Raw genomic sequence first — 21,674 nt, 5'->3', positions numbered from 1 at the left:
TCGGGGTTCAGACTTCTCTGCGGATGATTGCCCGGAAGCTCCCGTCCCGGTTCAATCGCCGCACCGATTCCCTGTTCCCATGGGCTGCCGCGAAACCCGCCACGTCGGCCAGGGCATCGAGCAGCAGGGCCTTCAACGCGTCGCGGTTACCGGCCTCCAGCAGATCTTCAAGATCCTGCTGGATGAAGGTCCGGCGCAGGCCCGGCGTTTCTTCGATCCGCCAGTCGACATGGGGCGTGGGGATGCTGGAGCGGTACCGGAAAGCCGTTTCAAGATCGTCAGGCGCGAGCGGATACGCGAGCAGTTCCGGAAAGTAGAGTCCAGCATTCACATAGAAGCCGCGGCTTTCGCTGGCGCGCTGGTGATTCACGACAAGCAGCGCGGCATCCAGCAAGCGGTAGCGGGTCGTCGACGTCCCGGCAAAGCCGGTCTTCCTGGCGCACTTGCTGAAGACGGTCGAGGATTTCATGGGCTTTGCCTGGGCCGTAACAAGGGCCCACAGCCTTGAGGCGCAGTGCCTGACGGTCAATTGGCAAACGCGACACCCGCAACGAGCGCCGCAGGTGGGTGCGAACGCTCCAGGTGGGTGCGAACCTTGGTTCGCACGCTCTTCCAGCTAGTTGGCCCGTGAGCCCAGCTCCGCTGCCAACGCCAGCCACCGGTTGCGTTGCTCCGGCGAGCTGCTGCGCACCGCACCGAGTCGGCTGACCCGCACCGGGCGGATGCCGCAGAATTCCAGAATAGTGGCGCGGATCTGGGTGATGCCCGGGTCGCGGTAGATCCAGCGGTAATACCAGGGCGGCGTATCCAGCGTGGTGATCACCCGTGCGCTGCGACCGGCCAGCAGCCGGTCCCACCACACTGAATCGCGCCGGTAGCGGAAGGCGTACCCCGGCAGCAGCACGCGATCGAAGAAGCCCTTCAGCAGCGCCGGCATCGCGCCCCACCAGGTGGGATAGACCAGCACCAGATGGTCGCAGGCCTCGATCGCATCCGCAGTGTCCTGCAGGTCGGCTTCCAGCGGCTGGATCTGGCGGTAGCCATGGCGCAGCACCGGATCGAACTCGAGTTCGACCAGTGCGATCAGGCGCACCCGATGGCCAGCATTCTCGGCGGCGGTGGCGTAGCGCTGGGCGAGGGCACCGCACAGGCTGTCGCGGTCGGGATGGCCGAGCAGGATCAGGATGGAACGGGACACGGCAACCTCGGGCAATGGAAAGTGCGCGAGGTTGGGCTATGCCCTTGGGGCAGAGTCAACGACCAGCGGCGCAGCCGCTGGGTTCCGGGATGCAGTCACCGCTACCGGAGTGCAGCCACTGCCGCAGCTCGTCGCTGACCTGCTGCAGGTCCAGCTCGACCTGCGCCAGCCGTGCCCGCTCGCTGGCGATGCGGCTGCGTTGTTGCTCAAGCAGGGCCAGCACCGCGGGCCAGTCGAGCCGTCCGTCGCGGCCCTGCAGGCGGGAGATCGCGGCCAGGGTGATGCCCAGCGCCAACGCCTGGCGGATCAGCTGCACCCAGGCCACATCCTGTTCGCTGTAGTCGCGATAGCGGTTCAGCCGAGGCACCGGCGGCAGTAGCCCGCGCGCCTCGTACAGGCGGATGGCCTTGGCGCTGGCGCCGGTCAGGCGGCTGACCTCGGAAATGCGCATTGGCTCAGTCCCGCACCAGCCCGCCATCGACCACCAGGTTCTGCCCGGTCACCGCGCGCGACCAGGGGCTGGCGAAGAACAGCGCGGCATCGGCGAATTCTGCTGGCGTGGTAACGCTGCGCAGTGGCGTGTTGGCGGCGATGTAGTCGAACACTGCCTCCGGCGTGGCAGCGCTGGCATCGGTGGTGCGCAGCAGGCCGCCGGACAGCATGTTCACGGTGATGCCATGTGGGCCGAGGTCGCCGGCCAGCGTGCGCGTGAGGGACAGTAGCGCGGCCTTGGCGGCGGTGTAGTCGTGGTAGGGCACGACCGGGTTCTGGAACAGGTTGGTGCCGATGTTGATGATGCGGCCGAAGCGGCGGGCCTGCATGCCGGGCAGGGCGGCCTGCACGGTGTTCAGCGCGCCGCGCACGCTGCCCTCGAACTGCGCCTGGAAGGCCGGCCAGCCGATGGTGGCGGCACCATCGCGGGCATCACCATTGAACGAGAACGCGGCGAGCGCGTTGTTGACCACGGTGGTGACGCCCTGGCCGAAGTGGGCCAGGGCGTGCTGCAGCATTGCATCGACCTGGCTGCGGTCGGTGACGTCGGCCGGCAGCGCGATCGCCTGTCCGCCCAGCTCGGCGGCCAGCGCCCGTGCGGGGCCTTCGCTGCGGTGGTAGTTGACGATGACGCGCGCACCCTGCGCCGCGAACGCGCGGGCGATGTGCTGGCCAAGGCCGCGGCCGGCGCCGGTGATCAGCACCAGCTGTTCGCTGATCTGCATGAAGGGGCTGCCATCCATTGCATGAAAGGGCATGCAGCGTAGCAGTGATGGCGCTTGCCGGAGCAGGCGTGCTGCCGCTAGCCTGCAGGCATGAACCAGACTCCCCTGCGATTGCTCATTCACGGCGCCTCCGGGCGCATGGGACAGGCCCTGCTGCGGCTGGCCGCCGAACATCCCGAAACCCTGCAGATCGTGGCCGCAGTGACCGGCCGTGCGCCGGCACAGCGCGTGGTCGACGGCGTGCCGTTCTTCGGCGCCAGTGAGCTGCCCGGCGCGCCGGGGTTCGATGTGGCGATCGACTTCAGCCTGCCGGAGGGCTTCGACCCGATGCTGGCGCTGTGCGTGGAGCGGGGTGCCGGGCTGGTGTCGGGCACCACCGGTATCTCCAGCACGCAGCGCCAGGCGCTGGAGGCCGCGGCGGCGAAGATCCCGCTGGTATGGGCCTCGAACTTCAGCCTGGGCGTGGCGGTACTGGACGAGCTGGTGGAGCGCGCGGCGCAGGCGCTGGCCGGCTGGGACTGCGACATCGTCGAATCGCACCACACCCAGAAGAAGGATGCGCCATCGGGCACCGCGCTGACCCTGGGCGCGGCCGCGCAACGGGGCGGGGCGGAGCCGCACTACGCCAGCCTGCGTGCCGGTGACATCGTGGGCGAGCACCTGGTGCAGTTCACCGGTCTGGGCGAGCGCATCGAGCTGGTGCATCGGGCCACCAACCGCGACATCTTCGCCCGCGGCGCCCTGTTCGCCGCCCGCCAGCTGCAGGGGCGGGCGCCGGGCAGCTACCGGGTGCGGGACCTGCTGCAGTAGGGCGGGCTGATTCGTGGGGTCGGATCCCTTTCCTGCGGAAAGGGCTCTGACCCCATCCGAGGGCGCCTGGGGTCAGAGCCTTTCCCATTCGGGAAAGGATCCGACCCCGCCTCCGGCCTGCATACGCCGCCGGATTGAAATGAATGCGCAATCGCCTGTTCATGAAGCGCGATAACCGCTGGCGCGAGCGCCCCGGCAGCGCTACAATTCGCACTCGCCGAATCACGAAAGCCGGACCGGTCCCAGACCGTACGTCCGCGCTTTTTTGCAACCGGATTTCCGTGAAGCGCAGGCGTGACTTCGGCAGCCCCCTCGGTAGCCAAAGTGAGATTCCCGTGACCCAAGCCGCAATCCTCGTCCTCGAAGACGGCACCGTATTCGAGGGCGAATCCGTAGGCGCGCCCGGCCTGTCCGTCGGTGAGGTGGTGTTCAACACCGCCATGACCGGCTACCAGGAAGTGCTGACCGACCCGTCCTACGCCCGGCAGATGGTCACGCTGACCTATCCGCATATCGGTAACACCGGCATGACCGACCAGGACAACGAAGCGTCCAAGGTGTGGTCGGCCGGCCTGATCGTGCGCGACGTTCCGCGCCGCCCCAGCAACTGGCGCAGCCAGGTGTCGCTGCAGGACTGGCTGATCCAGCGTGGCGTGGTTGCCATCGCCGGCATCGACACCCGCAAGCTGACCCGCATCCTGCGCGAGAAGGGCGCGCAGAACGGTGCGCTGATGGCCGGCGACATCGACGTGGAAAAGGCACTGGAAGCCGCCCGCAAGTTCCCGGGGTTGAAGGGCATGGATCTGGCCAAGGTCGTCACTACCGAGAAGACCTACACCTGGACCGAGGGCCAGCTGGACCTGGATGCCAACGCTTTCGTCAGCGTGCCGGCCCGGTTCAAGGTCGTGGCCTACGACTTCGGTGTGAAGACCAACATCCTGCGCATGCTGGCCGAGCGTGGCTGCGAAGTGACCGTGGTACCGGCGCAGACCCCGGCCGCCGAAGTGCTGGCCCTGAAGCCGGACGGCGTGTTCCTGTCCAACGGCCCGGGTGACCCGGAGCCGTGTGACTACGCCATCGAAGCGATCAAGACCTTCATCGATGTGAAGATCCCGACCTTCGGCATCTGCCTGGGCCACCAGCTGCTGGGCCTGGCCTCGGGCGCGCAGACCATGAAGATGGGCCATGGCCACCACGGTGCCAATCACCCGGTGCAGGACCTGGACAGCGGCCGGGTGATGATCACCTCGCAGAACCACGGTTTCGCGATCGATGAAGCGACCCTGCCGCCGACCCTGCGCGTGACCCACCGCTCGCTGTTCGACGGCACCAACCAGGGTGTCGCCCGCACCGACGTGCCGGCGTTCTCGTTCCAGGGCCACCCGGAAGCGTCGCCGGGCCCGACCGATGTCGGTCCGCTGTTCGACCGCTTCGTGGTGCTGATGGAGCAGGCCAAGGCGTGATCAGTACGCCGCCGGCCCCCCGGTGGCGTCGCGATGGACCGTAAACCCCGCATCGCTGCTGCCCCCGGCGCGGCGCTGCGGATCAAGATTCCTGATCGACAGCGTGCGATCACTCCCCCTTGTCACGCTGTACTGACTTAGAGAAGAAAATGCCCAAGCGCACTGACCTCAAGACCATCCTCATCATCGGTGCTGGCCCGATCGTCATCGGCCAGGCCTGCGAGTTCGACTACTCCGGCGCCCAGGCCTGCAAGGCCCTGCGTGACGAGGGTTACCGCGTGGTGCTGGTCAACAGCAACCCGGCAACGATCATGACCGACCCGGAGATGGCCGACGCCGTCTACATCGAGCCGATCAACTGGCAGACGGTCGAGAAGATCATCGCCAAGGAAAAGCCCGATGCGCTGCTGCCGACCATGGGCGGCCAGACCGCGCTGAACTGCGCGCTGGACCTGGCCGACAACGGCGTGCTGGAGAAGTACAACGTCGAACTGATCGGCGCCAAGCGCGAAGCGATCCGCATGGCCGAAGACCGCGAGCTGTTCCGCGTCGCCATGGGTGAGATCGGCCTGGAATGCCCGACCGCCGCCGTCGCCCACACCCTGGACGAAGCGCTGGAAATCCAGACCCGCGTCGGCTATCCGACCATCATCCGCCCCAGCTTCACCCTGGGCGGCAGCGGTGGCGGCATCGCCTACAACCGCGAAGAGCTGGTCGAGATCGTCAGCCGCGGCCTGGAGCTGTCGCCGACCACCGAAGTGCTGGTGGAAGAGTCGGTGCTGGGCTGGAAGGAATTCGAGATGGAAGTGGTCCGCGACACTGCGGACAACTGCATCATCGTCTGCTCGATCGAAAACCTGGACCCGATGGGCGTGCACACCGGTGACTCGATCACCGTGGCGCCGGCGCAGACCCTGACGGACAAGGAGTACCAGCGCCTGCGCGATGCCTCCATCGCCGTGCTGCGCAAGATCGGCGTCGATACCGGTGGCTCGAACGTGCAGTTCGGCATCAACCCGAAGACCGGCCGCGTGGTCGTCATCGAGATGAACCCGCGCGTGTCGCGTTCCTCGGCGCTGGCCTCCAAGGCCACCGGCTTCCCGATCGCCAAGGTCGCCGCCAAGCTGGCCGTGGGTTACACCCTGGACGAACTGAAGAACGAGATCACCGGTGGCCTGACCCCGGCCTCGTTCGAACCGTCGATCGACTATGTCGTCACCAAGATCCCGCGTTTCGCCTTCGAGAAGTTCCCGGCCGCCGACGCCCGCCTGACCACCCAGATGAAGTCGGTGGGTGAGGTGATGGCGATGGGCCGCACCTTCCAGGAGTCGGTGCAGAAGGCCCTGCGTGGCCTGGAAACCGGCAAGGTCGGCTTCGACCCGACCGGCCTGGACCTGGCCAACGAAGACGACCTGCAGACCCTGCGTCGCGAGCTGAAGGCGCCGGGCCCGGAGCGCCTGTTCTTCGTCGCCGATGCGTTCCGCGCCGGCATGAGCGTGGAAGAGATCTACGCACTGTCGTTCATCGACCACTGGTTCCTGGACCAGATCGAGGAAATCATCGCTGCAGAAGGCGAAGTCGCGGCCGGTGGCATCGACGCGCTGGACGCCGCACGCCTGCGCAAGCTGAAGCGTGCTGGCTTCTCCGATGCGCGCCTGGCGCAGCTGACCGGCACCAATGAAGCCGCCATCCGCGCGCTGCGTCGTGCGCACAAGGTGCGCCCGGTCTACAAGCGCGTGGACTCCTGTGCGGGTGAATTCTCCACCGGTACCGCCTACCTGTACTCGACCTACGAGGACGAGTGCGAGGCCGCGCCGAGCAACCGCGACAAGATCATGATCCTGGGCGGTGGCCCGAACCGCATCGGCCAGGGCATCGAGTTCGACTACTGCTGCGTGCACGCGGCACTGGCGCTGCGCGAGGATGGCTATGAAACCATCATGGTCAACTGCAACCCGGAAACCGTGTCGACCGACTACGACACCTCCGACCGCCTGTACTTCGAACCGCTGACCCTGGAAGACGTGCTGGAGATCGTCGAACTGGAACAGCCGAAGGGCGTGATCGTGCAGTACGGCGGCCAGACCCCGCTGAAGCTGGCGCGCGCGCTGGAAGCCAATGGCGTGCCGGTGATCGGCACCAGCCCGGACTCGATCGACCTGGCCGAAGACCGCGAGCGCTTCCAGCAGCTGGTCGACACGCTGGGCCTGAAGCAGCCGCCGAACCGCATCGCCCGCAACGACCAGGAAGCCCTGCTGCTGGCCCGCGAGATCGGCTACCCGCTGGTGGTGCGCCCGAGCTACGTGCTGGGCGGCCGTGCGATGGAAATCGTCTACGGCGAAGCCGACCTGGCCCGCTACGTGCGCGACGCGGTGAAGGTGTCCAACGATTCGCCGGTGCTGCTGGACCGCTTCCTCGACAACGCCGTGGAGTGCGACGTCGACATCATTGCCGATGCCCAGGGCAACGTCCTGATCGGTGGCGTGATGGAGCACATCGAAGAAGCCGGCGTGCACTCGGGCGATTCCTCGTGCTCGCTGCCGCCGTACTCGCTGTCGGCTGAAACCCAGGCCGAGCTGCGCCGCCAGGTGGTGGAGCTGGCCAAGGCCCTGAACGTGGTCGGCCTGATGAACACCCAGTTCGCGATCCAGACCAGCGACGAGGGTGCCGACACCATCTACCTGTTGGAAGTGAACCCGCGTGCCTCGCGCACCGTGCCGTTCGTGTCCAAGGCCACCGGCATGCCGCTGGCCAAGATCGCCGCCCGCTGCATGGCCGGCAAGACGCTGGCCGAGCAGGGCGCGACCAAGGAAATCGTGCCGGACTACTACTCGGTGAAGGAAGCGATCTTCCCGTTCGCCAAGTTCCAGGGCGTCGACCCGATCCTCGGGCCGGAGATGCGCTCCACCGGTGAGGTGATGGGCGTGGGCCGCACCTTCAACGCCGCCTTCGCGCGGGCGCAGGAAGCCGGCGGCATCAAGGCCCCGCCGGTTGGCAAGGCCTTCGTCTCGGTGCGTGATCCGGACAAGAAGCGCGTGCTGCCGGTGGCCAAGGCGCTGCTGGCGCGTGGCTACAGCCTGGTCGCCACCCGTGGCACCGCCGCCTGGCTGCAGCAGCACGGCATGGACTGCGAGATCATCAACAAGGTGGTCGAAGGCCGTCCGCACATCGTCGACTCGATCAAGAACGGCGAGATCGTCTACATCGTCAACACGACCGAAGGTCGTTCGGCGATCAACGACTCGTTCTCGATCCGTCGCGAGGCGCTGCAGCATCGCGTCACCTACTCGACCACCATTGCCGGCGCCAAGGCGCTGGTGGATTCACTGGAATTCCGCGGCACCGGTCCCGTCTGGTCGCTGCAGGAGCTGCACAAGGAGTTGAATGCATGAGAGCCCCCATCACCATGAAGGGCGCGCAGAAGCTGCGCGACGAACTGGATCACCTGAAGTCGGTCAAGCGCCCGAAGGTGATCGCCGCCATCGCCGAAGCGCGTGAGCATGGCGACCTGAAGGAGAACGCCGAGTACCACGCCGCGCGCGAGGAACAGGGCTTCATCGAAGGCCGCATCAAGCAGCTGGAAGGCGAGCTGTCGCACGCCGAGATCATCGACGTGAGCAAGCTCAACGCCGGCTCCAAGGTGGTGTTCGGCGCCAGCGTGACGCTGGCCGACGTGGAAACCGACGAAGAGAAGAAGTACCAGATCGTCGGTGACCTGGAAGCGGACATCAAGCTGGGCCTGATCGCGATTTCCTCGCCGGTGGCGCGCGCGATGATCGGCAAGCTGGAAGGCGATTCGATCGTGATCGACGCCCCGGCCGGCCAGCGCGAGTACGAGATCGTCAGCGTCAGCTACGTGGACTGACACGGTGGCAACGGCGACCCTGCTGTTGCCGGCCCGCAGCCGCTTTGCCGCGGCTGCGTTGCCGGACGATGTGGCACGTGCGCTCGGCCGTGCCACGACCGTGCAGGTCGCGCCGGGCGAACGCGCGCAGCTGACGCGCCATTTCGCGGTTGCCGCGCCGCACTGGCCGGTGGCCGCGTTGACCCGCCAGCGCGACGTCGGCGATGCGGCCGGCGCCAGCTGGCTGCGTGCCGATCCGGCCTGCATGGTGCCGGACATGCATGGCGCGCGGATGATGGCCTACGGCGAAACGCTGCGGCCGACGCTGGCCGACAGCCTGGCCCTGCTGCCGGTGCTGCAGCCCTTGTTTGCCGATGCCGGGTTCGTGCTTGACGCACCGGACCCGTCGCGCTGGTACCTGCGGCTTCCAATCGACCTGGTGCTGCCGGACTTCAATAGTCCGGACGAGGTGCTGGGCGATGACCTGTTCTCGCATCTGCCGGAGGGCGAGGGCGGCCGTCGCTGGCGGGCGCTGATGACCGAAGCGCAGGTACTGCTGCACAACCATTCCTGGAACCAGCAGCGCGCCGCGCAGGGACAACAGCCGATCAATTCGCTGTGGTTCTGGGGCGGTGGCGTGATGCCGGTGTCGGTCAGCACGCCGCACGCACAGGTGCGCAGCCGCGATGCCCTGCTGCAGGGCCTGGCCCTGGCGGCTGGCGTAGCCGTGGATGGCGAGCAGGCGGTGGATGCACTGGTCGACCTGCGCCAGCTGCGTTCGCTGCAGCAGCTCGGCAATGATGCAATCCGGCCGCTGCTGGCCGCGCTCAAGCGTGGCGAGCTGCAGCGGCTGGTGCTCGATTTCGAGGACGGCCTGCAGTTCCAGCTGGACCGCGGCCAGCGCTGGCAGTTCTGGAAGAAGCCGCGGCAGCTTCACGATTGATCGGGGTCGACCGATCGGGGTCGGATCCGTTTTCCATCGACCGATCGGGGTCGGATCCGTTTTCCATCGGAAAACGGCTCTGACCCCCAGGGTTTGTCGGGGTTGCCGACCAGCGGCCGGCACTACCGCATGTAGCGGCGCCTCAACGGACCTCGCTGACCACCGTCGGCAGTGTCCAGTGCCCGCCGAGCATATTGCGACACTGGCCCGTCGTGAAATCGCTGCTCTTCACGAAGCGCTCCCCGTCCCACACCCAGTCATTGGCGGAGATGCAATCGCCGACACCGCGGCCTCGGGAGCGGCCTCGCAGCGTAGCGTCATCGCGGTCAAAATCTTCGGCCAGGTTGGTGACAAAGGTCGCCTGGTACGGCGATCTGTCTCGCACCACCCAGTAGGCGTTGCTCATGTTGTAGGCACCCACGAAGCAACTGGTGCTTGCCAGTACATGCTGGGCGTCCAGTCGCTGGATCTCGATCTCATCTGTCCCGCCATCGCTCAGGCGGCCGCACTCATCCGGCTTCGGCAGGCTGGCGATCAGCGCCTTGCGCAGGCCCGTTGCCTTGGCCAGCGCCGCGTCCGAGGCGCGCGGTGCCATCAGCGTGCCGCGCACGATCACTGGTACCGGCAATGCCGCAGGCACGCTCGCTTCGGGCTTGTCGCCACGCCGCACCAGCGCACCGGGCGTGCCCAGCCGGCCCTGGGCCTCGTCCATCTTCAGCAGTACGGCCGCTGCGCCGCTGTCGGAGATCGGCCACGCCTTGCCCTTGCCGTCGATGATCTCGATGCGTGCCTGGCGCGGCAGTGCGGCGACCAGTGCATCGGTCTGTGCCTGCTGCAACAACACGTTGTCCCCGTCGCCGGTGTCGTGCACCGGGCCCAGGTCCTTGCCGTTCAGGCGCAGGCGCAGCGCCCCGGTCGGCGTCGGGCTTTCGCCATCCTCGCCATTGCGCAGCCGCGCGAGCACCTTCGTACCCGGGCCGCCCGCGCGTTCCAGCATCAGGCTGAGCAGATTGCCGGGTTGTTCCGGACTGTAGCCGGCGGCGCGGCAGGTGCGGGTGTTGTCACAGGCCAGCGACCAGTCGTTGTGCTGGAACTGCACGCCGGCCTTCGGTTCGGGCGTGGCGGCGTGGACGGCCGGGGCCAGGGCGATGCCCAGCAGCGCGGGAAGGAGCGTGCGATGCATGCGTTGAAGTCCATTTCCGGGCCGACAAGCATGGAAGATATGCTGGCAGATTCCAAATGCTCGCGATCGGGGTGGAGCCTCCTGCGGGCAGAGAGATCCGACCCCGCGCTATCATGGGGATGTCTTCCGCAACCCGGCGATGCCGATGTCCCTTGCCGCCGATGCTGCGCACTCCTCCTCCGATACGCCGATGATCCGCCGCCGCGATGCGGTCGTACCCGGCAGCTGGCCAGAGGGCACGCTGCCACTGCTGGCGCGCCTGTATGCCAGCCGTGGCGCAGGTACGCCAGAGCTGGCGCTGCCGAAACTGGGCAGCCTCCACGCGCCCGAGTTGCTGACCGGCATCGATGATGCGGTGGGTCTGCTGATCGAGGCCATCGCCAATGACAGGCGCATCCTGGTGGTCGGCGATTTCGATTGCGATGGCGCCACCGCCTGTGCGGTCGGCGTGCGCGGCCTGCGCATGCTCGGCGCGCAGCACGTCTTCCACGCGGTGCCGAACCGCATGGTGCATGGCTATGGCCTGTCGCCGTCGCTGGTGGAGGAACTGGCCGCGCTGCAGCCGGACCTGCTGGTGACTGTAGATCACGGCATCGCCTGCCATGCGGGCGTGACCGCCGCCAAGGCGCGCGGCTGGCAGGTGCTGGTCACCGACCATCACCTTCCCGGGCCGCAGCTGCCGCCGGCCGATGTCATCGTCGATCCCAATCTCGACGGTGATGCCTTCCCCAGCAAGTCACTGGCCGGCGTCGGCGTGATCTTCTACGTGCTGATGGCGCTGCGCCGGCACATGCGCGAGGCCGGCGTCTTCGCCGATGGCAAGGGGCCGGACCTCACCACGCTGCTGGACCTGGTGGCGGTCGGCACCGTCGCCGACTTGGTGGCGCTGGATCCGAACAACCGGGCACTGGTCAGCGCGGGCCTGCGCCGTCTGCGCGCGGGGCAGGGCTGTGTCGGCCTGCGTGCGCTGATCCAAGCCAGCGGCCGTGATGCCGCGCGGCTCACTGCCACCGACATTGGCTTCGCGCTCGGCCCGCGCCTGAATGCCGCGGGCCGGCTGGAAGACATGGCGCTGGGCATCGCGCTGCTGCTGACCGAAGACCCGCGCCAGGCGCGGGAGATCGCGCAGACGCTGGAGCAGATCAACGCAGAACGCCGCGCGGTGCAGCAGTCGATGACCGATGACGCCGAGCAGGCGTTGACCCGCGTGGTGCTCGACATGTCGGGGCAGCGACCGGTGGCGGCCTGCCTGTTCGATGCCGACTGGCATCCGGGTGTGGTTGGCCTGGTCGCATCGAAGATGAAGGATCGCCTGCATCGTCCGGTGATTGCCTTCGCCCCGGCCGAACCCGGCGCCGACACCCTGCGAGGCTCGGCGCGCTCCATTCCCGGCCTGCACATCCGTGACGCCCTGGCGCTGGTCGATGCGCGCCACCCGGGCCTGATCGAACGCTTCGGTGGCCACGCCATGGCGGCCGGCCTCAGCCTGCGGCGTGACCACATCGATGACTTCAAGGCCGCCTTCGTCGCGGTGGTGCTGGAGATGCTCGATCCGGCGGCACTGCAGCAGCAGGTCCTCAGTGATGGCGAACTGGCGGCGGACGAGCTGGACCATCGCCACGCCGATGCGTTGCGCCTGGCCGGGCCGTGGGGCCAGGGCTTCCCCGAGCCGCTGTTCGACGGCCACTTCGAAGTGGCCAACTGGCGCGTGCTGAAGGAGCGTCACCTGAAGCTGGAACTGCGCCTGCCCGGCGTACCCGGCACGATCAACGCCATCCATTTCGGCGGCTGGCACGGCAACGCGCCCGGTCGCCATGTGCATCTCGCCTATCGCCTCGCCTGCGACGACTATCGTGGCGGCAGCGCCATCCAGCTGATCGTGGAGCACTGCCTGCCCGCATGAAAAAAGGGGACGGAGGGGATTAAGTCGCTTGTGCCTTGTTTGCCACTTGCGACTTAATCCCCTCCGTCCCCTTTTTGGGGGCGCCAACCCCATTACGGTTGCTGGTGCGTTCAAAGGTTCACGATCCCACTGGAGTCCGCTCATGGTCTTCGTCCGTTGCTGCACTGTGTTGTTGCTGGCCCTCGCGGCCTGGCCCGCTGGCGCGCAGTCGCCGCCGATCTCCCGGCCGCAGGCCAGCATGCCTTTGCTGATTGCCCCGGCCGCCGAGCAGGCGGTGCAGCTGCGACACGCCCACATCGAAGGCGAAGTCCAGGCCGGCATCGCCCAGACCCGGATCACGCTGGAATTCCACAACCCCAACCGGCGGGTACTGGAGGGCGAGCTGCAGTTTCCACTGGCCGATGGCCAGCAGATCAGCGGCTTCGCGCTGGATATCAACGGCGAGATGCGTGACGCGGTGCCGGTGCCCAAGGATCGCGGCCGCCAGGTGTTCGAGGAGATCGCCCGTCGCGGGGTCGACCCGGGCCTGCTGGAACAGACCGCTGGCAACCAGTTCCGGTTGCGCATCTACCCGCTGCCGGCCGGCGGTAGCCGGCGCGTGGAGCTGGTGATTCGCGAGCCGTTGGCCTTCGCCGGCCAAGGCTGGCAGTGGACACTGCCGCTGCAGTTCGCCGCCGGTGCAGCCTCGGTTGAGCTGAAACTGCAGGCCCCCGACACGGCCACCGCGGGTACGGCGCCATTCCGCATCAGCGCGGGCCAGCTGCAGTGGCAGGGCAGGGGCGCGCAGCTGCCGCAGCAGCTGCAGTGGAGCCTGCCGGCAGCCCGACAGGCACAGGTGCAGGTGGCGCCCTGGCAGGACGGCCATTACCTGTTGGCGCAGCTGCCGGTGGTGGCCAGCAGCACGCCGCGCACGTTGCCCAGCGAGATCGGCCTGCTGTGGGACGGCTCCGGTTCGGCGGGACAGCGCGATCGCTCGCGTGAGTTCGCCCTGCTGGATCGCTACTTCGCTGCGATGGGTGACGGCACCGTGGCCTTGACCGTGCTGCGCGATCGCGCCGAGCCGGTGCGTCGATTCCGCATCCGCGCCGGCAACTGGAACGAGCTGCGCGCAGCACTGCAGGCCGTGCGTCCGGACGGCGCCAGCGCACTGGCGCAGTGGCAGCCGCAGCCGGGCGTGAAGGAATACCTGCTGGTCAGCGATGGCCTGCTGACCTATGGGCCGGAACAGCTGCCGGCGATGGCGCCGGACCAACGCCTGTTTGCGGTCAGCAGCGCCGGTGCGCGCACCGATGCCGTGCGACTGCGTGGCTGGAGCGAAGCGCATGGTGGTCGCTTCGTAGCGCTGGGGAAGGATGTCGAATTGGCCGCCCGTGAGCTGCTATCGTCGCCGATGGATGTGCAGGTCGATGCAGGGCGCGGCGTGCAGGACGTGGTGATCGATCGTCGCAGTGAAGCCCAGGGCTGGTTGTGGCTGCATGCACGACTGGCGGCCGACGGTGTGCCGATGCGGGTGCGCGTGGGTGGCGGCGAATGGCAGGCGCTGCCCGCCACGCAGAAGAGCAACGACGGAGAACTGCTGGCGGGCTTGTGGGCGCAGGCGCGCCTGCAGCAGCTGGCCGCCGATCGCCGTGGCAACCGCGAGGCGATGCAGCGCCTGTCACAACAGTTCGGCCTGGTCGGGCCGGATACCTCGCTGATCGTGCTGGAGACGCTGGAGGACTACCTGCGCTATGCGATCCGCCCTTCGGGCACGTTGCGCGCCGAGTACGACGCCAGGTTTGCAGTGCAGGTAAGTGATCGCGCCGCAGCCGATCGCCAGCGCCTGGATGAAGTGGCCGCTCGCTGGAAGGAGCGCCAGCAGTGGTGGAACCGCAGCTGGCCGAAGGGTGTGCCGCCGCAGCCGAAGGGCGGGGCACTCGAAGTGGCCTCCGCGGACTACGCGATGGAATCAGCGCCGGTGGCGATGCTCGCCGCGCCGGCCCCGGCGGCACCACCCGCCCCGGCACCGATGGCCGCCGCCGCCGAGCAGCGCATGGAAGCCAGCAGCGCGCGTGCGCGTCGCTCAGCGCCTGCATCGAACAAGGCCCTGGATTCAATCACAGTCACTGGTGGCCGTGTCGCTGCGCCCGCTGCTGCCAACGACGGCCAACTCGGCATCCAGCTGGCGGCCTGGCAGCCGGACTCGGCCATCGCCCGGCGCCTGCGCCAGGGTCCGCCGTCGCAACTTTACGACCGCTATCTGGCCGAGCGCGATGCCCACGCCGACAGCAGCGCGTTCTTCCTCGATGTGGCCGACCTGCTGCTGGAGCAGGGCCAGCGCGAACTGGCACTGCGGGTACTGTCGAACCTGGCCGAGATGGATCTGGACAACCGGCATCTGCTGCGCGTGCTCGGCTACCGGCTGATGCAGGCTGATGCCCCGGCACTGGCGGTGCCGGTGTTCGAGCAGGTGCTGGCGATGGGCCAGGAAGAACCGCAGAGCTTCCGCGACCTGGGCCTGGCGCTGGCAGCGGCCGGCAAGCCGCAACAGGCGCTGGCGCCGCTGTACCAGGTGGTGGTGCGGCCGTGGGACAGCCGCTTCGATGGCATCGCCCTGATCGCATTGGATGAGCTGACCAACCTGGTGGCGCGCAGCACGCCACGGCTGGATACCTCGGCCATCGACCCGCGCCTGCTGCAGGCAATGCCGCTGGACCTGCGCGTGGTGCTGTCCTGGGATGCCGACAACAGCGACATGGACCTGTGGGTGACCGACCCGAACGGCGAGCGTGCCTACTACGGCAACCGCCAGACCTACCAGGGCGGGCGGATGTCGCAGGACTTCACCGGCGGCTATGGCCCCGAGCAGTTCTCGCTGCGCAACGCCAAGCCGGGCAAGTACAAGGTCGAGGCGAACTATTTCGGCAGTCGCCAGCAACTGGTGACCGGTGCGACGACGCTGATGCTGCGCCTGACCACCCACTGGGGCACGGCCAAGCAGAAGGACCAGATGGTGACGATGCGGCTGAAGGATCGCGCCGAAACCGTGCTGGTGGGCGAGTTCGAGGTGCGTTGACCGCTCGGACACCCGTGTAGAGTCGAGCTGGCTCGACTGCCTTGATGTAGCGCCGGGCACATGCGCGGCTCATGGCAGAGGCAGCCGAGCGCGGGCTCGGCTCTACACTACTGCGGTGCGCGCCATTGGCGCCGCCGGCGGATTCGCACGCAGGCCGAACAGGGGCCGCAGCCAACGCACGCGACGGATCAGCAACTCATGGATCAGCAGGCAGCCGCCGACAGTACCGGCCAGCAGCAGGGCCGGTTCCATCCACGGGCCCAACTGAAGTGGCTTGAGCCAGAACAACAGCACGATGATCAGGCTCTGGTGCAGCATGTACCAGGGATAGATCGCCTCGGTGCAGTACGGCAGCCAGCGGAACGGGCGATCGAGGAAGACCTTTCCCCAGCCGAGGATGGCCAGCAGCGCGGTCCATACGTAAAGCGACTGGCTGGCCCGGCCCTGCAGGTCCCAGAACGGTTCGGGCCATTGCCGCAGCGAGGAGTCAGCTGGCAGTACCTGGCCAAGGATGCGCAACCCCAGATACCAGCCGACGGCAGCCAGCGCCAGCCATAGCGTCGTGCGGCGCAGGGCGACCACGCGCTCCCAGAACACCGGTTCACGACCCAGCAGGTAGCCGGCCAGGAACACCGTCGCGTACTTCGCGTGCTGGTACCAGTCGCCGAGCAGGGCATTGGTGGACGGGTAGATCGGCTCCAGCCAGATCACCCAGGCCAGCAGCAGGACGGACGGAAGGCCGATCAGCAGCATCGGCGATGCTGCGCAGAGCGCCATCGCGCGGCGAACCACCGTCGTTCCCAGCAATGGCATCAACAGGGCCAAGGCCAGCGTGTAGTTCCACAGATAGGCCAGGTACCACAGGTGGTTCCAGGTGATGCCGTACTGCCAGCCGGCGAAGCTGCCTTCCGGCCACGGCCGCACCTGCCAGTAGCGCAGCAGGAAGTGGCCGAAGCCGGGTGCCACGTGGCCGTTTGCCACGCCTTCGCAATAGGGCTGGATCGGCACGATCACGAACATGCCGAACAGCAGCGGCAGCAGCAGCCGCCAGGTGCGCAGGCCGGCGAAGCGCAGCAACCTGCCTTCCGGCCGCATCAGCGCGATGGCGATACCCGAGATCAGGAACAGCAGCGACATCCGCCAGCGGTTGACGAACAGCATCGGCCACTGCAGCCATTCGGCGGTATGCACGCTCTTGAGGTGAAAGCCCCAGTCGTCCACGTAGGCCATGGCGGTGTGGTAGAGGATCAGCAGGGCGAAGGCGAACACGCGCAGGGCGTCGATGTCGTAGCGTCGGGTCATGGTGGTGGTGTGCCGGAGAGTCGAGCCAAGGTGACGCCGCCCGGTCCGTGCGGCGACTGGCAAGGGGCCGCTGGAACCGACGCAGTGACCAATGGCGGGGGTTGTGGGACCAATGGAGCCGCTACCCTTTGTCCCTTGAGGCAGGCTGGAGCACCGCAACGACATGGATGCAGCAATGACCCAGGGCCGACCATCGCGCTGGCGTACTTCAACCCGCCTGCTGGTATGGGCGGCGATCCTGTCGGCCTCGGCAGTGACCAATGCGCTGGTGGAAGTGATGGACGCCAGTCGCCGCGGCGCCGATCTCGGGCTGTGGGAGCCGATGATCTGGGAGTTCAGCAGCCTCGGCCTGGTCCTGTTGACCCTGCCGCTGCTGTGGTGGGGCTGCGAGCGCTGGCCGCTGCATGCCGATACCTGGAAGCGGCGGTTGCCGCTGTATCTGCTGGCCAGCGTCGGCTGGTCGCTGCTGCACGTGGTGGGGATGGTGCTGCTGCGGCACCTGGCCTACGGGTCGCTGGGCCATCGCTACCAGGATGATGCCGGCTGGCTGGAGCGTTTTGCCTACGAATACCTGAAGGATGTACGCACGTTTGCGATGTTCGTGGCACTGGAGCACTTTGCCAGCTGGTTCGGCCGGCGCAGGCAGGGCGAGGCGAGCCTGCTGGCCGAGCCGGACGTCGGCCCGCCGGTGGAGCCGGTCGAGCGCCCCCAGCACTTCCTGGTGCGCAAGCTGGGCAAGGAGTTCCTGGTCGCCACGGCCGACGTGGAGTATGCCCAGGCCGCGGGGAACTATGTGAACCTGCGGGTACGCGGCCACGACTATCCGCTGCGGATCACCATGGCGGTGCTGGAGCAGCGGCTCGACCCGGGCGAGTTCCTGCGCCCGCACCGCAGCTGGCTGATCCATCGGGGCCAGCTGCGCTCGATCGAGCCGCTGGACGGTGGCGAGGCTCTGCTGCACATGGCCGACGGGGCGAAAGTGCCGTGCAGCCGGCGCCAGCTGCCGCTGCTGCGGCAGGCGCTGGGGACAGGGTGAGGCCCTCATTCCGGGCACCCGCAGCCTGCGGTATCATTACCAGTCATCTTTTGAATGCATAACCGCCGACATGATCGAACTGAATCCTGTCCGCCAGCGCATCACCGATCTGACCGATCGCGTGCTGTCGCTTCGGGGGTATCTTTGACTACGACGCCAAGAAAGAGCGTCTTGAAGAAGTAACGCGGGAGCTGGAAAGCCCCGACGTCTGGAACAACGCCGAGTACGCCCAGAACCTGGGCCGCGAACGTTCCAGCCTGGAAAAGACCGTGGGCGGCATCGCCTCGGTGCTCGATGGCCTGAACGATGCCACCGAGCTGCTGGAGCTGGCCGAGTCCGAGCAGGACGAGGACACCGCCCTGGCCGTGGTCGCCGACCTGGACAAGCACCAGGCCCACGTGGAGAAGCTGGAGTTCCAGCGCATGTTCTCCGGCGAGATGGACAATGCGGCGGCGTTCGTCGACATCCAGGCCGGTGCCGGCGGCACCGAAGCCCAGGACTGGGCCGAGATCCTGCTGCGCATGTACCTGCGCTGGTGCGAGTCGCGCGGCTGGAAGACCGAACTGATGGAAGTGTCCGGTGGCGACGTTGCCGGCATCAAGTCGGCCACGCTGCGCGTGGAAGGCGACTATGCCTATGGCTGGCTGAAGACCGAGACCGGCGTGCACCGCCTGGTGCGCAAGTCGCCGTTCGACTCGGACAACCGCCGCCATACCAGCTTCACCTCGGTGTTCGTGTCGCCGGAAATCGACGACAACATCGACATCACCATCAACCCGGCCGACCTGCGTACCGACGTGTACCGTTCGTCCGGTGCCGGTGGCCAGCACGTGAACAAGACCGAGTCGGCGGTGCGTATCACCCACATCCCGACCAACATCGTCGTGGCCTGCCAGACCGGCCGCAGCCAGCACCAGAACCGCGACAACGCGATGAAGATGCTGGCCGCCAAGCTGTATGAACTGGAGATCCAGAAGCGCAACGCCGAGAAGGACGCGGTGGAAGCCACCAAGTCCGACATCGGCTGGGGCAGCCAGATCCGCAACTACGTGCTCGACCAGAGCCGCATCAAGGACCTGCGCACCGGCATCGAACGGTCGGACACGCAGAAGGTGCTGGACGGCGACCTGGACGAGTTCGTCGAGGCCAGCCTGAAGGCCGGCCTGGCCGTGGGCTCCAAGCGCGTCGATGCCTGATCGGCGCGCCTGCGCGGATATCGTCACCCTCGTGCGCAACGCCGAGGGTGGCTGATCACGCTTCCGGTGTGGGGCCGAGACCATGCTCGGCTGCTGTTGGCGCAGTAGCAGATGCGTCGAGCATGGCTCGACGCTACAACGGGTACGGCGGTAGCGATGATGCGCAGCGAAAGTGAACGCAAAGAACTCGGCGGCTTTCTCAAGGCCTGCCGCGTCCGTGTCGATCCTGCCACGCTCGGCCTGCCGGCCGGGCGCCGGCGGACCCCGGGCCTGAAGCGCGAGGAAGTCGCGCTGGCGATCGGGGTGAGCGTCAGCTGGTACACCTGGATCGAGCAGGGCCGTGAAGTGCGCGCCTCGCCCGAGGTGCTGGAGCGCCTGGCGCAGGTGCTGCGCATGAGCGACGACGAACGCGCCTACGCGTTCGCGCTGTCCGGCTACGGCGTGCCGCTGGAATCACCGGACGAGAGCGTGACTGACGGCTTGCGCCAGCTGGTGGAGGCGATGCAGCCGATCCCGGCCTATGTGCGCAACACCCGCTTCGACATCCTGGCCTGGAACCCGGCCATCGCCGATCTGTTCGTGGACTACAGCCAACTGGCGCCGCATGAGCGCAACACGCTGCGGCTGATGTTCCTGTACCCGCCGTACCGCACGCTGATCCTCAACTGGGAAGAAATGACCCGCGGCCTGCTGGCAGGCTTCCGTGCGGCGATGGCGCAGGCGCCGGACAAGGCGCCGTTCCTGGCGCTGGTCGAGGACCTCGCCGCGCACAGCGAGGAATTCCGCCAGTGGTGGCCGGAGCACGACGTGCGCCGGTTCGATGAGGGTGCGAAGAAGCTGAACCATCCCACGCGCGGGCTGCTGGACCTGCAGTACGTGGCACTGGTGCCGGAGAGCCGGCACGATCTTTCCCTGGTGACTTACCTGCCGCGTAGGTAGGTTGGTCGGCAGGGCTGCGCCCTGCCAAGAGCCCCCATTCAGACAGGTAAGTGCAGGTCACAGGATAAGCAGACGCCTTGTTGCCTCCGCCAATCGGGTCCACATTCCTGTGCAGGAGACGGGCCGCCCGCCCGTCGTCGAGACACCAGGAGACCTGCATGTCCGCTGCCCCCACCACCGCCATTTCCCGCGATCCGGCCACCGGCCAGCAGATCGCCAGCCATCCCTTCGCCACGGATGCCGAGCTGGAAGCGATCCTCGATCGCGGTCAGGCCGGTTTCGCCGCCTGGAGCGCCCGCAGCCTGGAACAGCGAGCGCAGGTGTTGCGTGCGATGGCGGGCGTACTGCGCCGTGACCGCGAGACGCTGGCTGCCCTGGCTACCGCCGAGATGGGCAAGGTGCAGGCCGAAGCACTGGCCGAGATCGAGAAGTGTGCCGTGCTGTGCGACTGGTACGCCGACCACGGTGCGCAGTTCCTGCGCGACGAGCCGACCCAGGTGCCCGACGACAAGGCTTACGTGTCCTACCTGCCGCTGGGCGTGGTGCTGGGCATCATGCCGTGGAATTTCCCGTACTGGCAGGTGATGCGCGCGGCGGTACCGATCCTGATGGGCGGCAACGGCTTCCTGCTGAAGCCGGCCGAGAACATCGTCGGCACCGCGCAGCTGCTCGATGCCGCCTGGCGTGATGCCGGGCTGCCGGAAGGCACCTTCATCGCCGCCAACATCAGCCGCGAGGGTACCAGCCGTGCGATCGCCGATGACCGCATCGCTGCCGTCACCCTGACCGGCAGCGTAGCCGCAGGCCGCAGCATCGCCGCCCAGGCCGGGCAGGCGCTGAAGAAGGTGGTGCTGGAACTGGGCGGCTCGGATCCGTTCATCGTGCTGGCCGACGCTGACCTGGATGCGGCCGTCGATGCGGCGGTGACCTCGCGCTTCCAGAACACCGGGCAGGTCTGCATTGCCGGCAAGCGCATCATCGTTGAAGACGCGGTGTACGACCGCTTCGTGGCGCAGTTCTGCCAGAAAGTGCAGGCGCTGACCATCGGTGATGGCCGTGAAGCGGGCAATCGCATTGGTCCGATGGCACGCCAGGACCTGCTGGAACAGTTGGACGCGCAGGTGCGCGCCTCGGTGGACGCAGGCGCGAAGCTGCTCGTCGGCGGCCATCAGCTCGATCGCCCGGGCGCGTTCTACGCGCCCACCGTACTGGCGGACGTAGAGCCGGGCATGCAGGCCTTTGACACGGAAACGTTCGGGCCGGTGGCCTCGATCAGCCGCGCCCGCGATGCCGACCACGCGGTGGAACTGGCCAACCAGAGCGAGTTCGGCCTCAGCGGCAACCTGTGGACCGGTGACCGCGCGCGGGCCATGCAGCTGGCGCGCCGGCTGCAGACCGGCGGTGTGTTCGTCAACGGCTTCTCCGCTTCCGACCCTCGCGTGCCGATCGGCGGTGTGAAGAAGAGCGGCTTCGGCCGCGAGCTCTCGCACTTCGGCATCCGTGAATTCGTCAACGCGCAGACAGTGTGGTTCGACAAGCATTGACGCGCGGCTCTCATCCTTCCTGCAACGATCCACCATCAGTC

The 21,674-nt window shown here is 67.5% G+C and carries 17 protein-coding genes; 11 read left to right on the top strand and 6 right to left on the bottom strand.

Annotated features, from left to right (window positions below):
* Positions 1-7: 7 nt before the first annotated feature.
* The 4 genes from VG556_RS02820 to VG556_RS02805 all read right to left on the bottom strand — a co-directional run bounded on the left by VG556_RS02820 (position 8) and on the right by VG556_RS02805 (position 2,415).
* Complete coding sequence (locus VG556_RS02820) at positions 8-469, bottom strand: DUF4304 domain-containing protein (protein WP_032959471.1); 462 nt, start codon at positions 467-469, stop codon at positions 8-10.
* Between the two features lie 147 nt (positions 470-616).
* Positions 617-1,198, bottom strand: a complete 582-nt coding sequence (locus VG556_RS02815; protein ID WP_100449995.1) for an NAD(P)H-dependent oxidoreductase — start codon at positions 1,196-1,198, stop codon at positions 617-619.
* A gap of 55 nt (positions 1,199-1,253) precedes the next feature.
* The gene (locus VG556_RS02810; RefSeq protein ID WP_100449969.1) at positions 1,254-1,649 is read right to left on the bottom strand and encodes a MerR family transcriptional regulator; all 396 of its coding nucleotides are present in this window, start codon (positions 1,647-1,649) and stop codon (positions 1,254-1,256) included.
* A 4-nt stretch (positions 1,650-1,653) separates the two neighbouring features.
* Positions 1,654-2,415, bottom strand: coding sequence for a 3-oxoacyl-ACP reductase (locus tag VG556_RS02805; RefSeq protein WP_414614088.1), 762 nt, complete (start codon positions 2,413-2,415; stop codon positions 1,654-1,656).
* Positions 2,416-2,505: 90 nt separating this feature from the next.
* Between VG556_RS02805 and dapB the strand changes: the two genes are divergently transcribed.
* The 5 genes from dapB to VG556_RS02780 all read left to right on the top strand — a co-directional run bounded on the left by dapB (position 2,506) and on the right by VG556_RS02780 (position 9,475).
* Positions 2,506-3,225 (top strand): 4-hydroxy-tetrahydrodipicolinate reductase, encoded by a 720-nt coding sequence (dapB, locus tag VG556_RS02800; protein WP_100449971.1) that lies wholly within the window; start codon positions 2,506-2,508, stop codon positions 3,223-3,225.
* A 335-nt stretch (positions 3,226-3,560) separates the two neighbouring features.
* Complete coding sequence (carA, locus tag VG556_RS02795) at positions 3,561-4,688, top strand: glutamine-hydrolyzing carbamoyl-phosphate synthase small subunit (RefSeq protein WP_014646993.1); 1,128 nt, start codon at positions 3,561-3,563, stop codon at positions 4,686-4,688.
* Positions 4,689-4,837: 149 nt separating this feature from the next.
* The gene (carB, locus tag VG556_RS02790; RefSeq protein WP_014646994.1) at positions 4,838-8,080 is read left to right on the top strand and encodes a carbamoyl-phosphate synthase large subunit; all 3,243 of its coding nucleotides are present in this window, start codon (positions 4,838-4,840) and stop codon (positions 8,078-8,080) included.
* 8 nt (positions 8,081-8,088) lie between these two features.
* Positions 8,089-8,553 (top strand): transcription elongation factor GreA, encoded by a 465-nt coding sequence (gene greA, locus VG556_RS02785; protein ID WP_026347191.1) that lies wholly within the window; start codon positions 8,089-8,091, stop codon positions 8,551-8,553.
* A gap of 4 nt (positions 8,554-8,557) precedes the next feature.
* Positions 8,558-9,475 carry a Regulatory protein, RpfE type gene (locus tag VG556_RS02780; RefSeq protein WP_014646995.1) on the top strand — a complete coding sequence of 306 codons (918 nt, stop codon included), beginning with the start codon at positions 8,558-8,560 and terminating at the stop codon, positions 9,473-9,475.
* A gap of 142 nt (positions 9,476-9,617) precedes the next feature.
* Here VG556_RS02780 and VG556_RS02775 read toward each other — a convergent pair whose 3' ends face one another.
* Entirely contained in the window at positions 9,618-10,658 is a 1,041-nt protein-coding gene (locus VG556_RS02775; protein ID WP_049408778.1) for a DUF1176 domain-containing protein, read from the bottom strand.
* 145 nt (positions 10,659-10,803) lie between these two features.
* Between VG556_RS02775 and recJ the strand changes: the two genes are divergently transcribed.
* Positions 10,804-12,561, top strand: coding sequence for a single-stranded-DNA-specific exonuclease RecJ (recJ, locus tag VG556_RS02770; protein ID WP_100449996.1), 1,758 nt, complete (start codon positions 10,804-10,806; stop codon positions 12,559-12,561).
* 142 nt (positions 12,562-12,703) lie between these two features.
* A complete protein-coding gene (locus tag VG556_RS02765; protein ID WP_100449972.1) occupies positions 12,704-15,616 on the top strand; it encodes a VIT domain-containing protein in 2,913 nt (970 codons plus the stop codon).
* 102 nt (positions 15,617-15,718) lie between these two features.
* Here the strand turns inward: VG556_RS02765 and VG556_RS02760 are convergent, their stop codons facing one another.
* A complete protein-coding gene (locus VG556_RS02760; protein ID WP_100449973.1) occupies positions 15,719-16,918 on the bottom strand; it encodes an acyltransferase family protein in 1,200 nt (399 codons plus the stop codon).
* A 175-nt stretch (positions 16,919-17,093) separates the two neighbouring features.
* Between VG556_RS02760 and VG556_RS02755 the strand changes: the two genes are divergently transcribed.
* The 4 genes from VG556_RS02755 to VG556_RS02740 all read left to right on the top strand — a co-directional run bounded on the left by VG556_RS02755 (position 17,094) and on the right by VG556_RS02740 (position 21,633).
* On the top strand, positions 17,094-17,954 hold the full coding sequence (locus tag VG556_RS02755; protein WP_100449974.1) for a LytTR family DNA-binding domain-containing protein: 861 nt from the start codon (positions 17,094-17,096) through the stop codon (positions 17,952-17,954).
* 70 nt (positions 17,955-18,024) lie between these two features.
* Positions 18,025-19,150, top strand: a protein-coding gene (gene prfB / locus VG556_RS02750; protein ID WP_014037064.1) for a peptide chain release factor 2 whose coding sequence is annotated in 2 segments (ribosomal slippage) — positions 18,025-18,099 and positions 18,101-19,150 — 1,125 coding nt in all. Because the reading frame shifts where the segments join, the coding sequence is not laid out codon by codon here.
* Between the two features lie 156 nt (positions 19,151-19,306).
* A complete protein-coding gene (locus VG556_RS02745; protein WP_423179975.1) occupies positions 19,307-20,089 on the top strand; it encodes a helix-turn-helix transcriptional regulator in 783 nt (260 codons plus the stop codon).
* 158 nt (positions 20,090-20,247) lie between these two features.
* Positions 20,248-21,633, top strand: a complete 1,386-nt coding sequence (locus VG556_RS02740; RefSeq protein ID WP_049407398.1) for an NAD-dependent succinate-semialdehyde dehydrogenase — start codon at positions 20,248-20,250, stop codon at positions 21,631-21,633.
* The last annotated feature ends 41 nt before the right edge of the window (positions 21,634-21,674 follow it).

The organism is Stenotrophomonas sp. CASM106 (assembly GCF_049384825.1).
Classification (GTDB): Bacteria; Pseudomonadota; Gammaproteobacteria; order Xanthomonadales; family Xanthomonadaceae; genus Stenotrophomonas; species Stenotrophomonas muris.
Note: the sequence above shows the minus strand (reverse complement) of the source record. Positions and strands in the feature narration are given on the sequence as shown.